This window comes from Flagellimonas sp., from assembly GCF_965601775.1.
GTDB lineage: Bacteria > Bacteroidota > Bacteroidia > Flavobacteriales > Flavobacteriaceae > Flagellimonas.
Map to the genome: position 1 here is coordinate 1,180,001 of NZ_OZ271837.1, position 18,202 is coordinate 1,198,202.

Here is an 18,202-nt window from a genome sequence, read left to right on the forward strand (position 1 = left end):
TTGCTACTTATCAATTCAAAAGGGTGGTTATTATTTTATTTGGTTTGGGGTATCGCCGCGGTAGGCACAGCCCTGAAGCTATTTTTTACTGGAAAATTTGAGACTTTGTCCTTAGTGCTATATGGGGTTATGGGCTGGTTGATTGTATTGGATTTTTCTTCCCTTGTTGAAAGAGTAGCAGAAGAAAATTTAGTCTGGCTTGGATTGGGCGGCGCTTTTTACACGGTTGGTATGTTATTTTACGCTGTCAAAAAGATTCCGTTCAATCATTTTATATGGCATTTATTTGTGCTAGGAGGCGCAATAAGTCATTGGTTTTTTTTACTAAAAACTTGTTGTCGATGAATCATATTTTGAATTCATGAATAAGAATTCTTACTGAAAAACAAACTCTCTATTAGGAATATTGAAGCTTCCGTTTCTGGAGGAATAAAACAGCTGATACCAATCAGTGACTTCCAATACATTGGACTGATTTTTAACTACTTTTTGCAGGTAATCATTATAATCAATAATGGACTCATAAGAAAGAAGTTCAACAGATTCAACTTTTATATTTTGATTCTGTTGTGCGGCTGAAACCGCGTTGTTAATTAAACCTGGAAAATCGGGTATGACCACTTCTGTTGTGGATTGGCTATTAAAGGTAATATACCAATCGTAACCAAAATTTTCAAAATCAAAGCATCGAGCTCTACCTAGAATATGTTCATTTCCCTGAATATTTAACGAAATCAAGTTGTTGGAATTAGTGTAATCAAGTGTAACACTGGGAACGTTGTAGTTTTGAAGTGGAATTCCATTTCGTTCAGTGTAGTAGTTACCATGCAATAAAGAATGTCTATAATTTGAGAACAAGGTATTCAAATCGTAGTTAATTGTATTCGAACTTATTTGTCTAGCCAATATGCTATGATACTTGTTTGCATTTACATCTTCATTCGACAAAGCACCAAAAATTTTTAATATAGATAAACTGTTTTGTGGAATGATTCCAGAGGTGACCGATAAAGATCTTTGATCAACGTTATCAGTAACATAGTTTTGTTTGTCTAGCACAAAATCCTGCGGTAATGGTGTTTCTAGCAGAAAGTATTGATACCCAGAAAAATTATTGTAAACATAAAATGAATCAAAAGGATTCGAATTTGTCTCCAACTCTGCGGTATTAATACTTAAGAAACTTTCTGTGGTATTTAAAAAGGTAGAATAAAATGATTCAGATGTTGACCAAATATGCGAATCAAATCTACTTGCACTTCCTCCGATGACAAAATCTGAAGAAAGGAAATTGGTTATCGGAATTTGCAAACTTTGACCAAATTCGGTGCTATTTCTAAATGGTACGGCAAGAGAGATAGTTTGCAAGTTTTCACGGGTCAAATTTTGATGAGTTGAAATCCCAATCCCTCCTCCATTGTCTTCGAGATAAAAGGTGACCATAAATTCGGTTGATAGGTCAAACTCTTCTGGTGTGCTCAAAATAATTAATCGATCCTCCCTAAGGATTTCCTTGGCGGTAATCAATTTTCCGTCCATTCTAGATGCAAAAACAACAGCTGCTATGAGCGCTGGACTTAATCGGTCCTCCGGAATGTTAATAGTAAGAAGTTTTCTATGAATATTTATTGGTAGGGATAATGATTTAGAATTACCCAAGCTATCTGTTGCGATTAGTTCCAATGTCCCACCTCCTGCAGAATACTCATCGGGGTTAAAGGTAAAATTGAAGTTGTTGGGATCTTCTAAAAGCAAAATGCTATTTGAGTTAATTACAACTTCTAAGGATGAAACAGAAGAGAATTGATCTTCCACCTCTGGGGTCAGCTCAATCGATTGGAATATGATATCGTTCTCAGAAATAGTGCTTAATAATACATCTGGACCCGTATTATCGGAAATAAACTCAACTTCAAAAGTTGCGGTGTTATCCGCCAAATCAATGGCCTCTATCTTTAACGTATTCGCTCCATCCTGAAGATTCAATGTGTTGATATTAACTTCGAAGTTCAAATCCGTTATTTCAGATAGCAATTCATTGTTCAAATAGATTTTTACTTCTTTTAAAATCTCGTTATCGGTAATATTGAAGGTAACAGCATTGGTATCTCCGTTTATAGCCGTTCCCGCTTCTAAAGACACCTCGGATATTACCGGAAGCTCATTGTCCACATTGAAGGTTAGCTCTTTAGAGTTGGTGTTCCCAGAAGTATCTGTTACAACAACCTTAAGTGTGTAATCCGTGAACTTTCCTGTCCTCGAATTTTTTGAAGAAAGGCCAGAAACATCAACTACTATCTGATAGGGTGCGGTAGTGTCCTCTCCAACCTTCACATCATCGATGAAGGCCTCAACTTTCTGAATTCCACCTGAATCCCTGGCATCTATGTTTATTTCAATTTGATTGCTGACCACTACTGTTTCTCCAGGAGAATCGGGCAAACCAGCTAAAGAAAAATCTACCGTTGGTGCGGTTGTGTCTGGTTCTGGAGTAGGGTCATCGGAATCGGATGAACAGGAAAAAAATAATAAAAGGAAAGATAATACAACAAAAGTGTTAATCAGGTTTTTCATTTATTTGGTAATGTTTGGTACTTCTAAAGATACAAAAGGCAAACAAAATTTAAACGGTTTTTCCGCTAAATAAGAAACAAAATCGATTAAACTACTTGTGCGAAATTTTTGTCAAGAGTATAATGTCAATTAATATTCCCATTATTTATTTTTTGAATAATTTGAATAGAAAGGCTTTATAGTAAGGAAGTATTTCTCACAAGAAAAAAGCCAATACCATCCCCAAAGTAATCAAAGCTAGTTTTCGAAGATTAAATGCATGTTCCTGCGAGCTTTCGAACAAAATTATCGTAGAAATATGAAAGAATACACCAATAGCAAGACCAACAAGTTGGGTACCATATGACTCAATCCAGGTTGTGTATTGGGCAATATAGGTTCCTAAAGGGGTCATCAGTGAAAAAGCAAAAATAAATAGTAGTCCTATGCTCCTTTTCATTTTTGAATTTAAGATGAAGAGGCTCAGTAGTATAGCTACTGGGAGCTTATGAACGATTATCGCGAAAACAAGGGAACTTCCCTTACGAATGGGTATGCCTTCAATTAAAGCATGCACCGCAAGACTCAAAAATAACACAACTGGAAAGCTGGTTTTTTGGGAAGACAAATGAATGTGACCGTGTTCGGCACCTTTGGAGAAAAACTCAAGAAATATTTGAATCAGAATTCCAAGTAGAATAAAAATGCCAATTTCTTTGGGCTCACCTGATTCATAAACTTCTGGTAACAGCTCAAAGAATGTAAAGGATAAGAGGAACCCTCCGCTAAAAGCCAGTAGTAACTTAATTCCCCGCTCACTTTTAGGTTTTAAAAAAAGGGCAAGAAAATATCCTATCCAGACGGATAGTATAGGAAGCAGGAGCGTCATTAAAATTGAAAAAAGTTGTTAGGTTGCAAGGGGCAAAAATAACCTATTTTTACTGAAAGCTAGACGAGGCAAATGGCGGGAAATTTTAGAATGTTGGCCAAAACCTTTTATGGATTTGAGGAATTATTGGTCCAGGAATTGAAGGAATTGGGAGCGGGGCGCGTGGAACAAGGGGTACGTAGCGTTTCTTTTGAGGGAGACCTGGGTTTTATGTATAAAGCTAACCTTTGTTTACGTACGGCCTTAAAAATTTTTAAACCCATATCCTCGTTCAAGGTATTCAATGAAAGGGATTTATATCACCAGGTCTATGCCATGGATTGGGACAAAATTTTTGCTGCGGATAAGACTTTTGCCATTGACACCACCATGAACACCAGAGTTTTTTCCAATTCTATGTTTGTTTCTCTCAAAGCCAAGGACGCTATTGTAGATAAGTTTCGAAGGACCTTAGGGAAACGTCCCAGCGTAAATTCCCAAAATCCAGATATTCGAATCAATATTCATATTTCGAAAAACAAGTGTACGATATCCTTGGACAGTTCCGGTGAATCGTTGCACCAGCGTGGGTATAGACAGTTTACAAATATTGCTCCAATTAATGAAGTATTGGCAGCTGGAATGCTAAAGCTGAGTGGTTGGGAGGGAAATTCGGATTTTTTGGACCCTATGTGTGGTAGTGGTACCATTCTGATAGAAGCCGCAATGATTGCATGCAATATTCCGGCTAATATTAATCGAAAGAACTATGCCTTTTTTAATTGGCACGATTTTGATTCACAACTCTATGAAAAAATTAGGGAGGTCAGTCTTAAGAAGATAAAATCGGTTGATTATCATATCATAGGCTTTGACAAAGCGCCTTCGGCTATTCGTAAAGCTCAGGAAAATATTGATTTTGCCAATCTAAGCGAGTTTATTTCTCTTTCGAGAAAAGACTTCTTTAGAACTGAAAAACCGGTCGATTCAAATTTACATATGGTATTTAATCCACCTTATGGGGAAAGGTTACCAATAGATGCGGAAGCGTTTTACGCGAATATTGGAGATACCTTAAAGCAGCTATACGCCGATACCAATGCCTGGTTTCTTACTTCCAATTTAGAAGCGTTGAAACATGTTGGCCTTAAACCTTCACGAAAAATCAAATTGTATAATGGCAAATTGGAATCACGTTTGGTACATTACGAAATGTACGCGGGGAGTAGAAAACAAAAGTGATTTTTAGCAAAGCAAGTATCAAACCAATTTATTGCTCTGATGGGGACGTCTCAGGGTCCTTTTTCTTTTTGGATTTTTTATAAAACGGAATGAAATAAGATATAGAGTAATTGAATCCAACCCCGAAGTTACTTCTATCAGTAACCTTATTAAAACCAGGAATCCAAAGGTTTGGAAAACGATCATCTTCCGTATTCGTAATCAAATATCCCAAACGGGCACTGATTCCGAGGTATATATTGGCAAAAAGTTCAGCCTTCACACCCAAAACCAACTCCAACCAAGACGCGTTCAAGCCACTAAATTCTTCGGGGGTTTCTCCAATTCCGGGTAAGAACCCATCCGGGGTAAAAAAACGGTTACTGTTAAAAACCTGATAGTCATTTAAAGTTTGACTGAATGTTGCAAATGAATAGCGACCTCCAAGGCTGATAAGATTGTTCATACCATACCAATTTTGATACGTATTCCAATCTACGCCGAGTTTTATATAGCTCCCGGTAGTGGTATAGTTATAAAGCAAGGTTCCGCCCAAATCTTCGGTTTGGGTAAATTCCTCATTACCCAACTCTCCGGCGAGGTACAATTTTTCAGTTAGACGATAATCTCCAACAAGCTCCAAACCAGTGTAATTTTCATCCAAAAAGGACCGAACCACCCGACTTAAATCGGCTCCTACCCGAAGACCATACTGCTGCTTGTATTCCACACTATCTATTGGCTGCTCGGTCTGGTCCGTTTCTTGCGAAAATCCATTTATGGACAATGCCAAAACCAATAAAAGACTAATGAAATATCTTAACATGAACGTTATTGGAGTTTTCTATGGTTTGTTGTTGAATGCTAATATCCTGAATCCAGTTTTCCGAACCTAAAGTGAGTTGTACATCCAATGTGTCATAGTTAATTACAAAACCGCAACCTCGTGAGATAAAGTTTTCCCTTGTTGTGTAGGAAATGGTCAAAGTATCGATATTACCGGTTTCCAAGCCAGCGTCATCATCTGCAGAGTCGGTAATAAAGGTAAATGAAGTATTGATTTCATCAGTACGTAGCGGAATAAGTATGGAATCTTGAGGGCTGCTACCTGTATTACCCCGGTCGCTAAAGCCAAAACTTTCATTATCACTCAAGACGCTATCGATGTCAGTAGCCCTTATTCGAATGGAACTTACGGATTTGACCGTGGTGGTATCGTCAATATCGAAAAAGCCTATGACAAGTAAGGGCGTATCTCCATCTACACAGATGTCGTCCCTTTCGCAAGAGGATGTATAGGCTACCAAAAACAGGATAGAAAGTATGGGATAGATTTTCTTCATGCTGAATCCAAAAAACTCCTTAGAGCAAAAATTATTCCTGTTTTTTTATTTTCTCCAAAAGTACAACATTTTCTACGTGGTGTGTTTGCGGGAACATATCAACAGGTTGTACTTTTTTGATTTCGTAGTGGGATTGAAGCAAATCCAAATCCCTGGCTTGGGTGGCACTGTTGCAGCTAACATAAACAATTCGAGGTGGAGAGGCTATAAGCAATTGTTCCACCACATGTTTGTGCATCCCATCCCTTGGAGGGTCCGTAATTACCACATCTGGAGCCCCATGGGCGCCTACGAATTCTGTATTGAAAACATCTTTCATGTCTCCAACATAAAACTCAGCGTTGGCAATACCATTGTTCTTAGCATTGGTTTTGGCATCTTTTATAGCTTCTGGAACAGATTCAACACCGATGACTTTTTTTGCATTTTTTGCAACAAACTGGGCAATAGTTCCCGTTCCTGTATATAAATCATAGACGATTTCATCCCCAGTCAACCCAGCAAAATCTCGGGTCACTTTGTACAACTGATAGGCCTGATGGGAATTGGTTTGGTAAAAAGACTTGGCATTGATTTTGAACTGAAGTCCTTCCATCTCCTCAATGATATGGTCAACACCAGAAAAACAGGTGATTTCTTGGTCGTAAATTGTGTCATTTGCTTTTTTGTTAACGGTGTATAGCAGGGAAGTGATTTCAGGAAAAGCATTTTCTATTTCTTTCAAGAGTTGCTCTTCTTTGGAGCTGACCTCCTGAAAAAACTGAATGAGCACCATAATTTGTCCGGTGGAGGATATGCGTAGCATCAATGTGCGCAAAACCCCAGAACGCTGCCTTGGATTGTAAAAAAGAATACCCAACTCTATTGCTTTGGTCTTGGCAAAATTGCGAATGGCATTTGAGGGGTCCTCCTGGAGGTGACATATGTTGATATCCAGAATTTTGTCCCACATTCCTGGAATATGGAATCCCAGCGCATTTTTATCTGTAATATCTTTTTCAGAATTAATTTCTTCTTGGGTTAACCATCGACTATCTGAAAAGGAAAACTCCATTTTGTTGCGATAAAAATATTGGTTTTTAGAACCTAATATAGGAGAGATTTCTGGGAGTTCGAGGTTGCCTATGCGTCTAAGATTGTTTTCAACTTCCTTTTGTTTGTAGTACAACTGATGTTCATAGGACATATGCTGCCATTTGCATCCCCCGCATGTGCCAAAATGTTCGCAAACTGGAGTGGTTCTCTTATCAGAATACGAATGAAAATAGGTTACTTGGCCCTCAAAATAGGCTTTTCGTTTCTTGGTGGTCTGAATATCCACCACATCTCCTGGTACTGCATCCGTTAGAAAAATAACCCTGCCGTCCGGAGCTTTAGCCACTGCTTTACCCTTAGCTCCTGCATCTAAAACCTCTATTTTTTCAAAGGTTTGTCGCCTATTTTTTTTTCGCATGCGCAAAAATAGCAGTTTTACCCTGGATTGGTTAAAGAATTCATTGGCATGGGAACCTTTTAGGAGTTTTACGGTCTATATTATAGAAGTTATGGAAAAACCATCAAAAGTTTTTGATGCAATACTGGTGATTTCCGCGAAATCAGGAGATAAAAAAGCCATGGGTCTTTTGGCCAAGCGATGGCATAAAAGACTATGTCTACAAGCCTATCGATACACCAAGGACTGGAATTTGGCGCAGGATATGGCTCAAGATACTTGGGGCACAGTAATGCAAAAGTTACATGCTTTGAAAGATGCAAACCGTTTTGGGAGCTGGGTTTTATCCATTGTGACACATAAGGCTTTGGATTGGTTGAAAAAAGAAAAAAAGCAGTTACAACATTTAAAAAATCGGTATCAGGACTATAAAACAATACCCGAAGAATCAGAAGACCCAAAAGAACAACAGATAAAACAGGTTCTGGAACTGTTAAAGAAATTACCTCCAGATCACAAAGTGGTTTTGACGCTTTTTTATCTGGAAAAGTATAGCATAAAACAAATTAGTGAGATAACAGGTGTTTCTGTCAATACGGTCAAGACCCGATTGTTCAGAGCCCGGGAAAAATTAAAATCAGAAATTAAAAATAAACACCATGAAAAAAGATATTGATGAAATAGATCAGCTTATTAAGGAGGCTTTATCCGAAGAAGAGGCTAGGTTTTATGATGAACTGGGCGAACAGAATATTTTGGAAAAACTTGGAGGAGTTTTTAAGGGAAAAATGGCATGGCTATCCATCATTATGAATTTGGTGAATTTAATCATCTTTGGATTGCTCATTTACTGCACCGTTCAGTTCTTTAAAACCGAAGACACAAACACGCTCATAAAATGGGGCATGGGAATCGTAACATGCTTGATTTTTATGGGAATGATTAAACTTCATACGTGGATGCAAATGGATAAGAACGATGTGTTGCGTGAACTAAAGCGGTTGGAACTTCAAATTTCTGCTTTGGCCCATAAGAAATAATTTGGGTCCTTTCCATTGACGAAATATTTAATACTTTTGAAGTACTACAGGGATGATTTCTCTCCCACGCTGAATTTTCGACACTTCGAAAGGATAAAGGTACAGAAGGAATAGTTATTTTATAAACGTTTAAATTTTTTAAAATGGCTGTTTTAGAACAACTGGCGTCAAAGCATGCAATTGAATTGGAAGAAAAGCACGGAGCCCACAACTACCACCCACTTCCAGTGGTATTGAGCAGAGGGGAAGGTGTATTTGTCTGGGATGTTGAGGGTAAAAAGTACTATGACTTTTTATCTGCATATTCTGCAGTGAATCAAGGACACTGCCACCCAAAAATCGTTTCAGCCCTTACAGAACAGGCTAGAAACTTAACGCTTACCTCAAGAGCATTTTATAATGATATGTTGGGGAAGTTTGAAAAATATGCGACTTCTACTTTCCACTACGACAAGTTATTGCCCATGAATACTGGGGCGGAGGCTGTGGAAACTGCGGTAAAAATCTGCAGAAGATGGGGCTATCAGAAAAAGGGAATTCCGGCAAATCAGGCTAAGATTGTGGTTTGTGAGAACAATTTTCATGGGCGAACCACTACGATTGTTTCTTTTTCAAGCGATCAAGTGGCCAGAAGTAATTATGGTCCGTATACCGAGGGTTTTATAAAAATTGAATATGATAACCTACATGCCCTTGAGCAAGTATTGAAGGATGATGCGCATGTTGCAGGTTTTTTGGTAGAGCCTATTCAAGGTGAAGCAGGAGTATATGTACCTTCCGAGGGATATTTGAAGGCAGCAAAGGCTCTTTGCGTAAAATACAACGTCTTGTTTATTGCTGATGAAGTGCAAACTGGAATTGCCAGAACAGGCAGACTACTTGCTACCTGCGGAAATTGCACTTGTGAGGACAAGCATTGTAGCGGAAATCCAGAGGTAAAACCTGATATTTTAATTTTGGGCAAGGCCTTGTCCGGAGGAGCTTATCCTGTTTCCGGAGTATTGGCAAACGATTCCATTATGGAGGTTATTACTCCGGGAAGTCATGGAAGTACTTTCGGAGGAAACCCTATTGGGGCAGCTGTGGGTATTGCCGCCTTGGAAGTAATCAAAGAAGAGAAATTGGCCCAAAACGCCGATGAATTGGGTAGACTTTTTAGAAAGGAGTTGGGGAAATTTGTAGAAACTTCAGATTTGGTTGTCAAAGTTAGGGGTAAGGGGCTTTTAAATGCCATCGTTATCAATGATACGGAGGAGAGTTCCACGGCCTGGGATATCTGTATGGCCTTAAAGGAAAATGGTCTTTTGGCCAAACCTACACATGGCAACATCATCCGTTTTGCACCACCTTTGGTTATGACCAAAGAACAACTCCTGGATTGCGTTTCGATTATCATAAAAACCATCAGCGAGTTTAAAAAATAGAAAAAGCCCCGTTTAAGGGGCTTTTTTATATCAATCGACTTCCTTAATAACTTAAGGTGCGGAAGTTCCACCTTTGGGTTTAGTACGTTTAAGCTGTCTTTGAATTTTCTTAATGGCAGACTCTATGGATTTCTCGGGTTCAATAATGTTATATTCCCCCCAGAAGTCAGGGTCGGAAAATCCGATGGCTTCATCTCCCAATATAATGGTCTTTTTAATTCGTTCTTTGTTTTTAGGTAACTCTCCTGTACTATTTCTTTGCCAATCCGTTACAGCCATTTCAGCTGTCATGCTGTATACCGAGTTAAACAAGCGGTCTTTCCAGTTTACCTTGAACTCCATAAGCACATTGCTGTAGCCGTAATACCATTTTCCTCCTTTTTCTCGATAATCAACTCGGTAGGCTACCTCAGTAGGCCAAACATCTACTTTTGCTGGCTTTCTTCTTACAAAAAGTCTAGCCGCTTTGTCCTTATTGGTAATGTTAAGGGTATAGATAGCGCTAGTTAAGATTTTGTTTTCGACATCTATGAATAATTCACCTTTGTAATAAGGGTCGTTAATACCAGGTCTTTGTTCAAACTTAATGACATAAATCAACTTATCGTTGATTCGGGTAGATCTGGTAAAAGAGAAATTATAGTATTCAATCAATTCGTCAGCAAAAATATACTCAGGATATTTCATGATATCCACATAGAGCGCGTTGAACGGACCTCCTTGAAGCTTAAGGGCTACGGTGTCCAATCTACTATAATCTGTACTTTTTCGAGCCTTATAAAGCTCAACAGCATCTCTTCTTAGAGAGGTGTAAGGCGTTTTATAGATGTTAACAACCGCCTCAGAAAGTGAAACGTTCTTTCTTCTCTTCTTGATGGTCTCCCTGTAGAAGGCTGTCATCAAGGTTGGATCATCAAAGTAGTTTGCACCCTTTTTCGCCAAGGTTTCCTTAACGAGGGCTCTTGCATCCTTGGGAGCATTGATGTTTACTTCTAAAAGCTGGGTCACGGAAACCTCTAGGGAAATTTTATTTTTGTTGGGTTTGAGTTCGGAAAGTGCTAAGCTTTTGCTTTTATAGCCCAAAAAGGAAACCGTTAGCATTCCCGAGGTCTTATCAGCAGGGATTTTTAAGAGAAACTCGCCCTCGGTATTGGTAATGGTGCTAATATTGCTACCATCCAATGCCAATGTAGCAAACACCAATGGCTTTTTTGAGGATGCGTCAACAACTTCTCCCCGGTATTGTTTGAAGTCCTCTTGTTGATTTTGTTGAAGGGCCCATGCTGTCCCCAATGAGGTAATAAAACATAAAGTGAGCAGTGTTATCTTTTTAAGATTGATACTGCTTTCTATTCTCCAAATATTCATAACAAGTGATTTTGAAACGCTCTTTCTAAATTAATGATTTTTAACGACATAGGTAATCATTGAAGGGAGGGTCCCATACTTTGATAAGAACATCCCAAACTTTGATACGAACCTCTTAAACTCTGGTCAATTCCCAGAAAAGATTTAACTAGTCAGCATTCAAAGATACCACATAGTCACATCAAGACCAGCTTTCCTTACAATCCCATAAGAGTGTTTTAAGAAAAATTTAGGTTTTTTGTTGAAGCCCTACTGGGTTAGTCAATCATGAAAAGCGCATTGGCAAAAAAGAGTTTGCCATTTTCCCAGAATCCCCGGAACAACGGATTGTCCCCCATGTAAATAATATTCCCTTTACCTAAAGACTCCACTCCAAAAACCAAGGATTGTTTCACTAATTTTTGAGCGTCGCTGCCGGCAAAACCTGAAACGGGTTCTGTATTATCTTCCATGTAGACCACATTTCCTGACTTTAGGTAATCAAATGCGGAATTTCCCATTTTCAGCGTAAAGTAATCTGTCCCATATCCGTAGGCCAATGGATGTGTATTATCGACCTTCGTCTTGAAGATTGCCCCGGTGATAGCTTTCTTGATACGTTCCCTTTGGGCATTTTTATGCAGTTTAGGGCTGCTTTTAGTGGAATCCCGGTCCACTTTCTTTTTGATGGATAACCCCTTTATTTGGCTAATTCCGTCTATAGCTCTGCCCATCACGATAAGTTTCCCACCATTTTTGACCCAGGTAGAAAGTTTTTTAAGGTCCTTTTCGTTAAAGTAGGAGCCATAGCTTCCATCAGGCAGAATAAGCGTGTGATATTCCGTAAGGTCCAAGGATTTAAAATAATCTCCATCCAAAACACTTATGGGATATTTCAATTGTTGTTCGAAAAAATGCCAAATCTCACCAAAGCGATAGGGGGATGTGGGTTTTCCTGAAAGTACAGCAATCTTTGGTTTTTTAATCATTCGTACACTGGTAGAGCCAAAATCCTTCCCGGAATCCACATAACCCGAAGTTGTACTGGTAACCTTCTTATTATGTAGTTTTGAGAGCTTCTCCAAAGTGGAATAAAAATCCTTTTTGTTTTCATTGTCCTCAGCTAATAGAATCAAACTGCCCCGTTCAAAGGATGTGCCCTCAATGGAAAATGGATGGTTTGATTTTCGCACACGAATCCCTTCCTTCAATACGTCTGCTAAAAATCGAGAATCATTCATGCTATTCCAGTCGGTTACATAGGCATACCGATTTGCCTCAATATTAGGAGCTGAAATAGTATCAGCAGTTTTTTGTGACGAAATCACACTTGATGAGGCAATTGTCTCAAGACCATAGGCATAGGGCAAGGACCATGCGGTAATATCGTAGGTCAATGAATCGCTAAGCTTCGCTTTGGGCTCGAACAAAACCTTTACCAGCGTGCCTTTGGGTTGATTGGTGGAAACAACAAGACTTTGCTCCGTTAAATTCATACTTTTTGTGTTTCCAGAGCTGTAGTCGTATCCCTTTACTGTTCCTTTTTTGGGATGGCCAAATTCTATTTCATGTTGGGACAAGAGTGTTTTTAACGTATTGATATGGTCCTCATTCCCATTCAAAACATAACTTTTGTACTTGTAGTTTTTGTTTTGGAAGAACTTTTTGAACTCGGCATTCAATTTGTCAGCATTTTTTGAAGAAATTTCAACCGTTGAAAGACCAGTAGTCAGATGATGGGCTAACCTATCCTTCAAGGTCAAGGTATCGCCTGTTCGGGTTATTACTGCCAAACCTGCCCTTCCACTACCTCCTTGTTCATAGGTTAAACCGATACCTCCATTGTAAGTAGGATAGGTGTCTCCGTAACTCGGGTAAAAAAGATCGTAAACTTCTTTGGTAAAATACGTCCACCCATTGGCATCAAAATACTTGGCGTGGTTTTTACCAATGGTTTCCTGAAAATCCCTTTGAAATTTGGTAATCACTTCATGGTAGGGTTCAGCAGCCGGAGCAAAAAAGTAAGGATTGTCCATGCTTTGCTCGTGAAAATCGGCATGTATATGTGGTAACCACATATTATACATCTTGATTCTGTGTTGACTTTCCTTTTGAGTGAGCCATGCCCAATCCCGATTCAAATCGAAGATGTAATGATTGGTCCGACCGGACCACCATCCCTCACGGTGTTCCTTACTGTTAACATCCAATTGATGCGGGGTGTTTCTGAATTGCTGGTACCAATTGCTATACCTATCTCGTCCATCAGGGTTGATACAAGGGTCAAGAATTACAATGGTATTCTCTAATAAGCCTTTCTTGGAAGTCAGTAATTCGTAAACTGTTTGCATGGATGCCTCTGTGCCAACGCTTTCATTCCCATGCACATTATAGCTCAACCAGACAATGGCTTTAGATGCATCTCCCTCACCACGAACTGCTTTTAAGTGTTTCTCTCGGATACTTTCCAAGTTGGAAATATTTTGGGGAGAGCTTATAAATGCAAGCAACAGCGGCCTACGCTCATTGGTTTTTCCATAGGTTATCAGCTTTAGCCGGTCCGAAGCATTTTCAGCTAAGTAGGTATAGTAATCCACCACCTCATGATGTCTAGAAAATTCTGAACCCAGCTCATAGCCTAAAAATTCGCTAGGAGACTTTACCTTCTGGGCTTGATGGGAAATGCTGAAAAATAGGGCTGTTAGGAGTAAAACTTTTTTCATTCACCAGGGTTTACAATCAAATCTAGCAATAATATCAGGAAGCCTTGCGGTAATCTCAGTAAAGTGAACGATATATATGTCAAAACGTAATTAACGTATTTTTAGGATGACTAAGAAAGAAGAAAAGTATCTTTAGCACGCTTTTTACAATTTTTAAATGGAAGTAGATTGTATACCCTTTAGGGAAACGGGTTATTTTTCCCAACTAATTTGTGATTATCTCGACCAAAAAGAAGAGCTCAAAACTTTTTACAATCGCTTTCCATCCCTGAATAACTTTAAGGCTCAGATTCAAGAGAAGAAAAAGAGTTATCAGCATCAGAATAGAAAGGTGCTCGTAAACAGTCTCCTTGGACAATATGATGGGTTGCAAATGTCTGAGGCAACCCAAACGAACATTGAAGATTTAGAAAAAGAGAACACGTTTACCATTGTCACTGGACATCAATTGAATCTCTTCACGGGGCCTCTTTACTTTTTATACAAAATAGTATCTACCATCAATTTGGTCAATGAATTACGGGAGAAGCATCCCGAGTTCAATTTTGTACCTGTTTATTGGATGGCCACTGAGGACCATGATTTTGAGGAAATCAACTACTTTAATTTTAAAGGGCAAAAAGTCCAATGGAATCTAGACGCCTCCGGTGCGGTTGGAAGACTCCATACCGAGGGATTAAAGGAAGTTATGGAAACTTGGTCCAATACATTGGAGAACTCCATCCATGCAAAAAAGCTCAAGGAACTTTTCAAAATGTCGTATTTAGAGCAGGACACTTTGACTCAAGCGACTCGCGTTTTGGTCAATGAACTGTTCGGAGCGTATGGTCTTGTAATTCTGGATGGAGATGACGCAAATTTGAAACGTCTGCTGATTCCGTATGCCCAAAAGGATATTTTTAAAAATATCCCATTCCAGTACGTATCCCAATCGGTGGAGGAGTTGGGCAAAGTCTCTTCCGATTATAAAATCCAGGTCAACCCTAGGGAAATCAATTATTTCTACCTAAAAGACGGTCTTCGGGAGAGGATTGTTGAACAGGACGGAATTTTTGAAATAAATAATACTGAACTCCATTTTACTAAGGACGAACTTGAAAAAGAGCTTTCGGACCATCCTGAAAGATTTTCCCCAAATGTAATTGCTAGACCCTTGTACCAGGAAGTAATCCTTCCCAATCTATGTTATATTGGGGGAGGAGGGGAGTTGGCCTACTGGTTTGAGCTACGGAGTTACTTTGATGCTTTGGATGTAAGTTTTCCTATGCTTTTATTACGAAATTCGGCTTTGGTAATGACCCAAAAGCAGATGGATAAAATTAAAAAGCTACAACTTCGAAGTTCAGATTTGTTTTTAAAGCAGCACAGTTTTATTAACAAGAAAATTCGAGAGATTTCCAATATTGATATTGACTTTTCCTCACAGAAAAAACATCTGGAAGAACAATTTCAATCCTTATATGAACTGGCGGAGAGTACAGATTCCACCTTTTTAAAGGCAGTCAAAGCTCAGGAAGTAAAGCAAAAAAAAGGACTGGATGCATTGGAAAAAAGACTTTTGAAAGCTCAAAAAAGAAAGCTGAAAGACCACGTAGTTCGCATGACCGATATTCAAAATGAATTGTTTCCAAACCAGTCGCTTCAAGAACGACAATTGAATTTCTCTGAACTATACCTGGAAATGGGTCCGCAGCTTATCCCATCCCTTATAAATCAACTGAAACCTTTAAATGGTTCTTTTTTGGTTTTAGGGTACTAAGTGGGTTCTAGACCAGCTACCCTCAATTTTTGAAAAAAGTACCCGTAAATGGCTGGGGCGTCCCAATTTTAAAAACTCTATCTGTTCAGGAATAATATGTAGGATTGAAAAAAAACTGCTGTTCTCTAGGTACTCTATGTCATTTCCCTCTGATATGTGCGAACCGGGGGCAAGATGGGTTGTATAGTCTTTTCGGGACTTCAAAGGAATGCCATTCCAATAGGTTTTTAATTCTTCTGGATTGGTTTCTATACGTACTTTACCCTTAAGGGTAATCTGCCAAAGTTTTTTAGGGTGAAGAAAAAGGGCACTGACAGTGTAATCTTCTTTTATTTCTTTGACCTTATTCGAACGATTATCGGTATAGAATGTACATCTCAAATCTGCATCCACCTTTCTTAATACTACGGTTCTTAATCCAATATCATCATTCAATCCTTTGGTAGCCAAGCTGAAATAACGAAAGGGATGCCCTTTTTTAGTGGCTCCAAGCACTAATTCGGTTGAAATTTCTTGTAGTAAAGACTGCATTCTAGGGCAAGAAAGTGACTTTTTTTGAAAAAAATCAAAATTGAGGTAGGGTTTTTTCTTTTGTAGTTGTTTTACTAATGAAAATTGCTATGAATTTTTTAAATATTGAGTTGGTTAACTCATATGTTTAGGTTGGTTTTGATTTTATAGAAAGCCCCGGAGTGGTTCCCGGGGCTTTTACTTTAACTAACTCAAATCAATACAATGCTAATTGCACGCATTGGCAATATCCCTGGTTTCTGTTGAGGTTTGAATAATTCTATCTATGGTTGTATTACCCCGTACTGTAACCTCGATGAACTCCGCCTCGACTGCGGTGACAACTCCCGTAAAGCTGTTGAAGGCAAATTGGGTTAAAATTTCTTGACCACTAAGAGGCATATTGTCCTCTTGATAGTTTCCAGAAATGCGAAAGCGCTGAACAAAAGGCACTTTTATATTTTCATATTGTTGATAAATATCCGCAACAGCAATCGCAGTACCAGGAGGAACGCTTATTTCTCTCGAAACTGAAACTTGGACTGAACTTTCCTTACTTAGACTTCCTGATTTGGTGCTGGTTTCAGTGCGTTCTTTGGAATATTCATAACTGCCCGTAATGGAACCGGAAGTTTTGCCGCCTGTTCCAAAGAACTTGGTTTCCGCTTCATGTGATATAGTCACGGAAACGCTACCGGTATTCGTGGTGGAAACAGACATGGTCTCTTCCCAACCAGCGGTTTGGGTAGTTGTGATGGTGGAACTTTCACCAACGGTTTGACTCAGCCTGCCACTACTACAGTTTCTTAAGGTACTATTGTAGGCACTGTTTGTACCTGAAGGAGGCATAATAGGGTTTAAGAAACGTGCTTCAACAGCCTGAACATCCCAATCAATATCAAAATTTAGAATCCTAAAGTAGTTGGGTTCATCTGGATCACTGGTATTGGCAGTTACAAAAGTGCTGCCAGATACGACCAAGGGGTTTTCCGTACCTCGGGGCACTATCTTGAACAGCCCAGGCCCATCTTTCTCGATTTTGAACCAATAGGCTGGAAAATCAGCAACATTGGTGTTACCTCCGTTTACAGTTAGATTTCCCCTACTTTGAATATAGAGTTGTTCATTTAACATGTATAGGTAATGAATATTGTCCCCATCATGTGCGGCAATTGAGAAGAATTCTTCATTTCCGGGAATCCTTTCGAAATAATAGGTTGTGAACCTTTCCAAGAGATCAGGTTCTTCAGAATAGTTTAAGTTTCCCCTCAATCGTATATCAGTTGGAGGGTCTATGCCAGTGGCAGGATAGCGTTGTGAAGAAGGTGCGCCTATCACATTATTGTCCCTATCCACTAACTGCACATAATATTTTATATCAGGCCGCAGGCTTACCTCCGCAAAAAGGTCATCCAGTCCTTCAGCATTGATTTCTTCTTCATCCGGACTTGGTTTAAAGGATAGCTTTGCAAAATCCTGGGTAGCCAAAACCGCATCATTTTCATCCCTGACAGTGACCTGAACGGCCACCCCATCTTTTAATTCATTTTCAAGGGTATCTTCAAGTTCGTCGTTTTCAAACGATAGAATGGCCAGATTGTTGAATTCATCAAAAGCTACGGTCTGGTCTTCGATGCTTGAAGAAGCAGAAATTGAAATTATGGCGGTTGTCGGTGTGTATCCTCTTCGCGCAATTTCACGGGCACTGAGACTGATACCGATTTGCCCCTCATCGGTTTCAAAATCATCTGTTGAAATGGTAGGGGCCAATTGTTCAACCGAACCATCAGGTTCAGTGGGACCCATACCGGAATCATCTTTACTGCAGGCCACAGCTACTATAAAAAGTACTGGAATTAAAAATCTGAAAAGTACATTACTACTTGTTTTCATCACTTTGTGTTTTGTGGATTAAACTTGGTTATCGTTTTGTGTGACCTGCCCGGAGAACGGTCTGCAGCCCCTAGCCGAGCAAGACCACA

Annotated in this window: 15 protein-coding genes (1 of these 15 only partly in view); 6 read left to right on the forward strand and 9 right to left on the reverse strand. The window is 39.2% G+C overall.

The genetic code is table 11. From position 1 onward, the window contains the following. Positions 1-345, forward strand: partial view of a PAQR family membrane homeostasis protein TrhA gene (gene trhA / locus ACSLUF_RS05620; RefSeq protein WP_435625133.1) — the 3' portion only. The gene continues 294 nt to the left of window position 1, outside the view; 345 of the gene's 639 nt are visible here — the last part of the coding sequence; the start codon falls outside the window, past its left edge; it ends in the stop codon at positions 343-345. Positions 346-375: 30 nt separating this feature from the next. On the opposite strand, the gene ACSLUF_RS05625 is transcribed toward trhA, so the two are convergent. Both ACSLUF_RS05625 and ACSLUF_RS05630 read right to left on the reverse strand, forming a co-directional pair. Then, positions 376-2,574: an Ig-like domain-containing protein gene (locus ACSLUF_RS05625; protein WP_435625134.1), complete on the reverse strand. Its 2,199-nt coding sequence runs from the start codon at positions 2,572-2,574 to the stop codon at positions 376-378. 196 nt (positions 2,575-2,770) lie between these two features. Next, positions 2,771-3,442 carry a ZIP family metal transporter gene (locus tag ACSLUF_RS05630; RefSeq protein ID WP_435625135.1) on the reverse strand — a complete coding sequence of 224 codons (672 nt, stop codon included), beginning with the start codon at positions 3,440-3,442 and terminating at the stop codon, positions 2,771-2,773. Between the two features lie 72 nt (positions 3,443-3,514). Here ACSLUF_RS05630 and ACSLUF_RS05635 point away from each other — a divergent pair, with 72 nt between their 5' ends. Continuing rightward, the gene (locus tag ACSLUF_RS05635; RefSeq protein ID WP_435625136.1) at positions 3,515-4,663 is read left to right on the forward strand and encodes a THUMP domain-containing class I SAM-dependent RNA methyltransferase; all 1,149 of its coding nucleotides are present in this window, start codon (positions 3,515-3,517) and stop codon (positions 4,661-4,663) included. A 28-nt stretch (positions 4,664-4,691) separates the two neighbouring features. Here ACSLUF_RS05635 and ACSLUF_RS05640 read toward each other — a convergent pair whose 3' ends face one another. The 3 genes from ACSLUF_RS05640 to rlmD are packed head-to-tail and all read right to left on the reverse strand — an operon-like array spanning position 4,692 to position 7,438. Continuing rightward, entirely contained in the window at positions 4,692-5,468 is a 777-nt protein-coding gene (locus tag ACSLUF_RS05640; protein ID WP_435625137.1) for a DUF6048 family protein, read from the reverse strand. Further along, positions 5,449-5,985, reverse strand: a complete 537-nt coding sequence (locus ACSLUF_RS05645; RefSeq protein WP_435625138.1) for a DUF6452 family protein — start codon at positions 5,983-5,985, stop codon at positions 5,449-5,451. The genes ACSLUF_RS05640 and ACSLUF_RS05645 overlap by 20 nt, the downstream gene beginning before the upstream one ends. A 31-nt stretch (positions 5,986-6,016) precedes the next feature. Beyond that, positions 6,017-7,438 (reverse strand): 23S rRNA (uracil(1939)-C(5))-methyltransferase RlmD, encoded by a 1,422-nt coding sequence (gene rlmD / locus ACSLUF_RS05650; RefSeq protein ID WP_435625139.1) that lies wholly within the window; start codon positions 7,436-7,438, stop codon positions 6,017-6,019. Here rlmD and ACSLUF_RS05655 point away from each other — a divergent pair. The 3 genes from ACSLUF_RS05655 (at position 7,437) to rocD (ending at position 9,881) form a co-directional block, all read left to right on the forward strand. Continuing rightward, the gene (locus ACSLUF_RS05655; RefSeq protein ID WP_435625140.1) at positions 7,437-8,093 is read left to right on the forward strand and encodes an RNA polymerase sigma factor; all 657 of its coding nucleotides are present in this window, start codon (positions 7,437-7,439) and stop codon (positions 8,091-8,093) included. The genes rlmD and ACSLUF_RS05655 overlap by 2 nt on opposite strands. Next, a complete protein-coding gene (locus tag ACSLUF_RS05660; protein WP_435625141.1) occupies positions 8,077-8,457 on the forward strand; it encodes a DUF6768 family protein in 381 nt (126 codons plus the stop codon). The genes ACSLUF_RS05655 and ACSLUF_RS05660 overlap by 17 nt, the downstream gene beginning before the upstream one ends. Positions 8,458-8,600: 143 nt before the next feature. After that, a complete protein-coding gene (gene rocD / locus ACSLUF_RS05665; RefSeq protein WP_435625142.1) occupies positions 8,601-9,881 on the forward strand; it encodes an ornithine--oxo-acid transaminase in 1,281 nt (426 codons plus the stop codon). A 51-nt stretch (positions 9,882-9,932) separates the two neighbouring features. Here rocD and ACSLUF_RS05670 read toward each other — a convergent pair whose 3' ends face one another. Continuing rightward, on the reverse strand, positions 9,933-11,249 hold the full coding sequence (locus ACSLUF_RS05670; protein WP_435625143.1) for a carboxypeptidase-like regulatory domain-containing protein: 1,317 nt from the start codon (positions 11,247-11,249) through the stop codon (positions 9,933-9,935). Positions 11,250-11,506: 257 nt separating this feature from the next. After that, positions 11,507-13,951 carry a M14 family metallopeptidase gene (locus ACSLUF_RS05675; protein WP_435625144.1) on the reverse strand — a complete coding sequence of 815 codons (2,445 nt, stop codon included), beginning with the start codon at positions 13,949-13,951 and terminating at the stop codon, positions 11,507-11,509. A gap of 157 nt (positions 13,952-14,108) precedes the next feature. Between ACSLUF_RS05675 and bshC the strand changes: the two genes are divergently transcribed. After that, positions 14,109-15,710, forward strand: coding sequence for a bacillithiol biosynthesis cysteine-adding enzyme BshC (bshC, locus tag ACSLUF_RS05680; protein WP_435625145.1), 1,602 nt, complete (start codon positions 14,109-14,111; stop codon positions 15,708-15,710). Here bshC and ACSLUF_RS05685 read toward each other — a convergent pair. Continuing rightward, complete coding sequence (locus ACSLUF_RS05685) at positions 15,699-16,241, reverse strand: pyridoxamine 5'-phosphate oxidase family protein (protein ID WP_435625146.1); 543 nt, start codon at positions 16,239-16,241, stop codon at positions 15,699-15,701. The genes bshC and ACSLUF_RS05685 overlap by 12 nt on opposite strands. Positions 16,242-16,448: 207 nt before the next feature. Further along, positions 16,449-18,113: a hypothetical protein gene (locus ACSLUF_RS05690; protein ID WP_435625147.1), complete on the reverse strand. Its 1,665-nt coding sequence runs from the start codon at positions 18,111-18,113 to the stop codon at positions 16,449-16,451. Positions 18,114-18,202 lie beyond the last annotated feature (89 nt).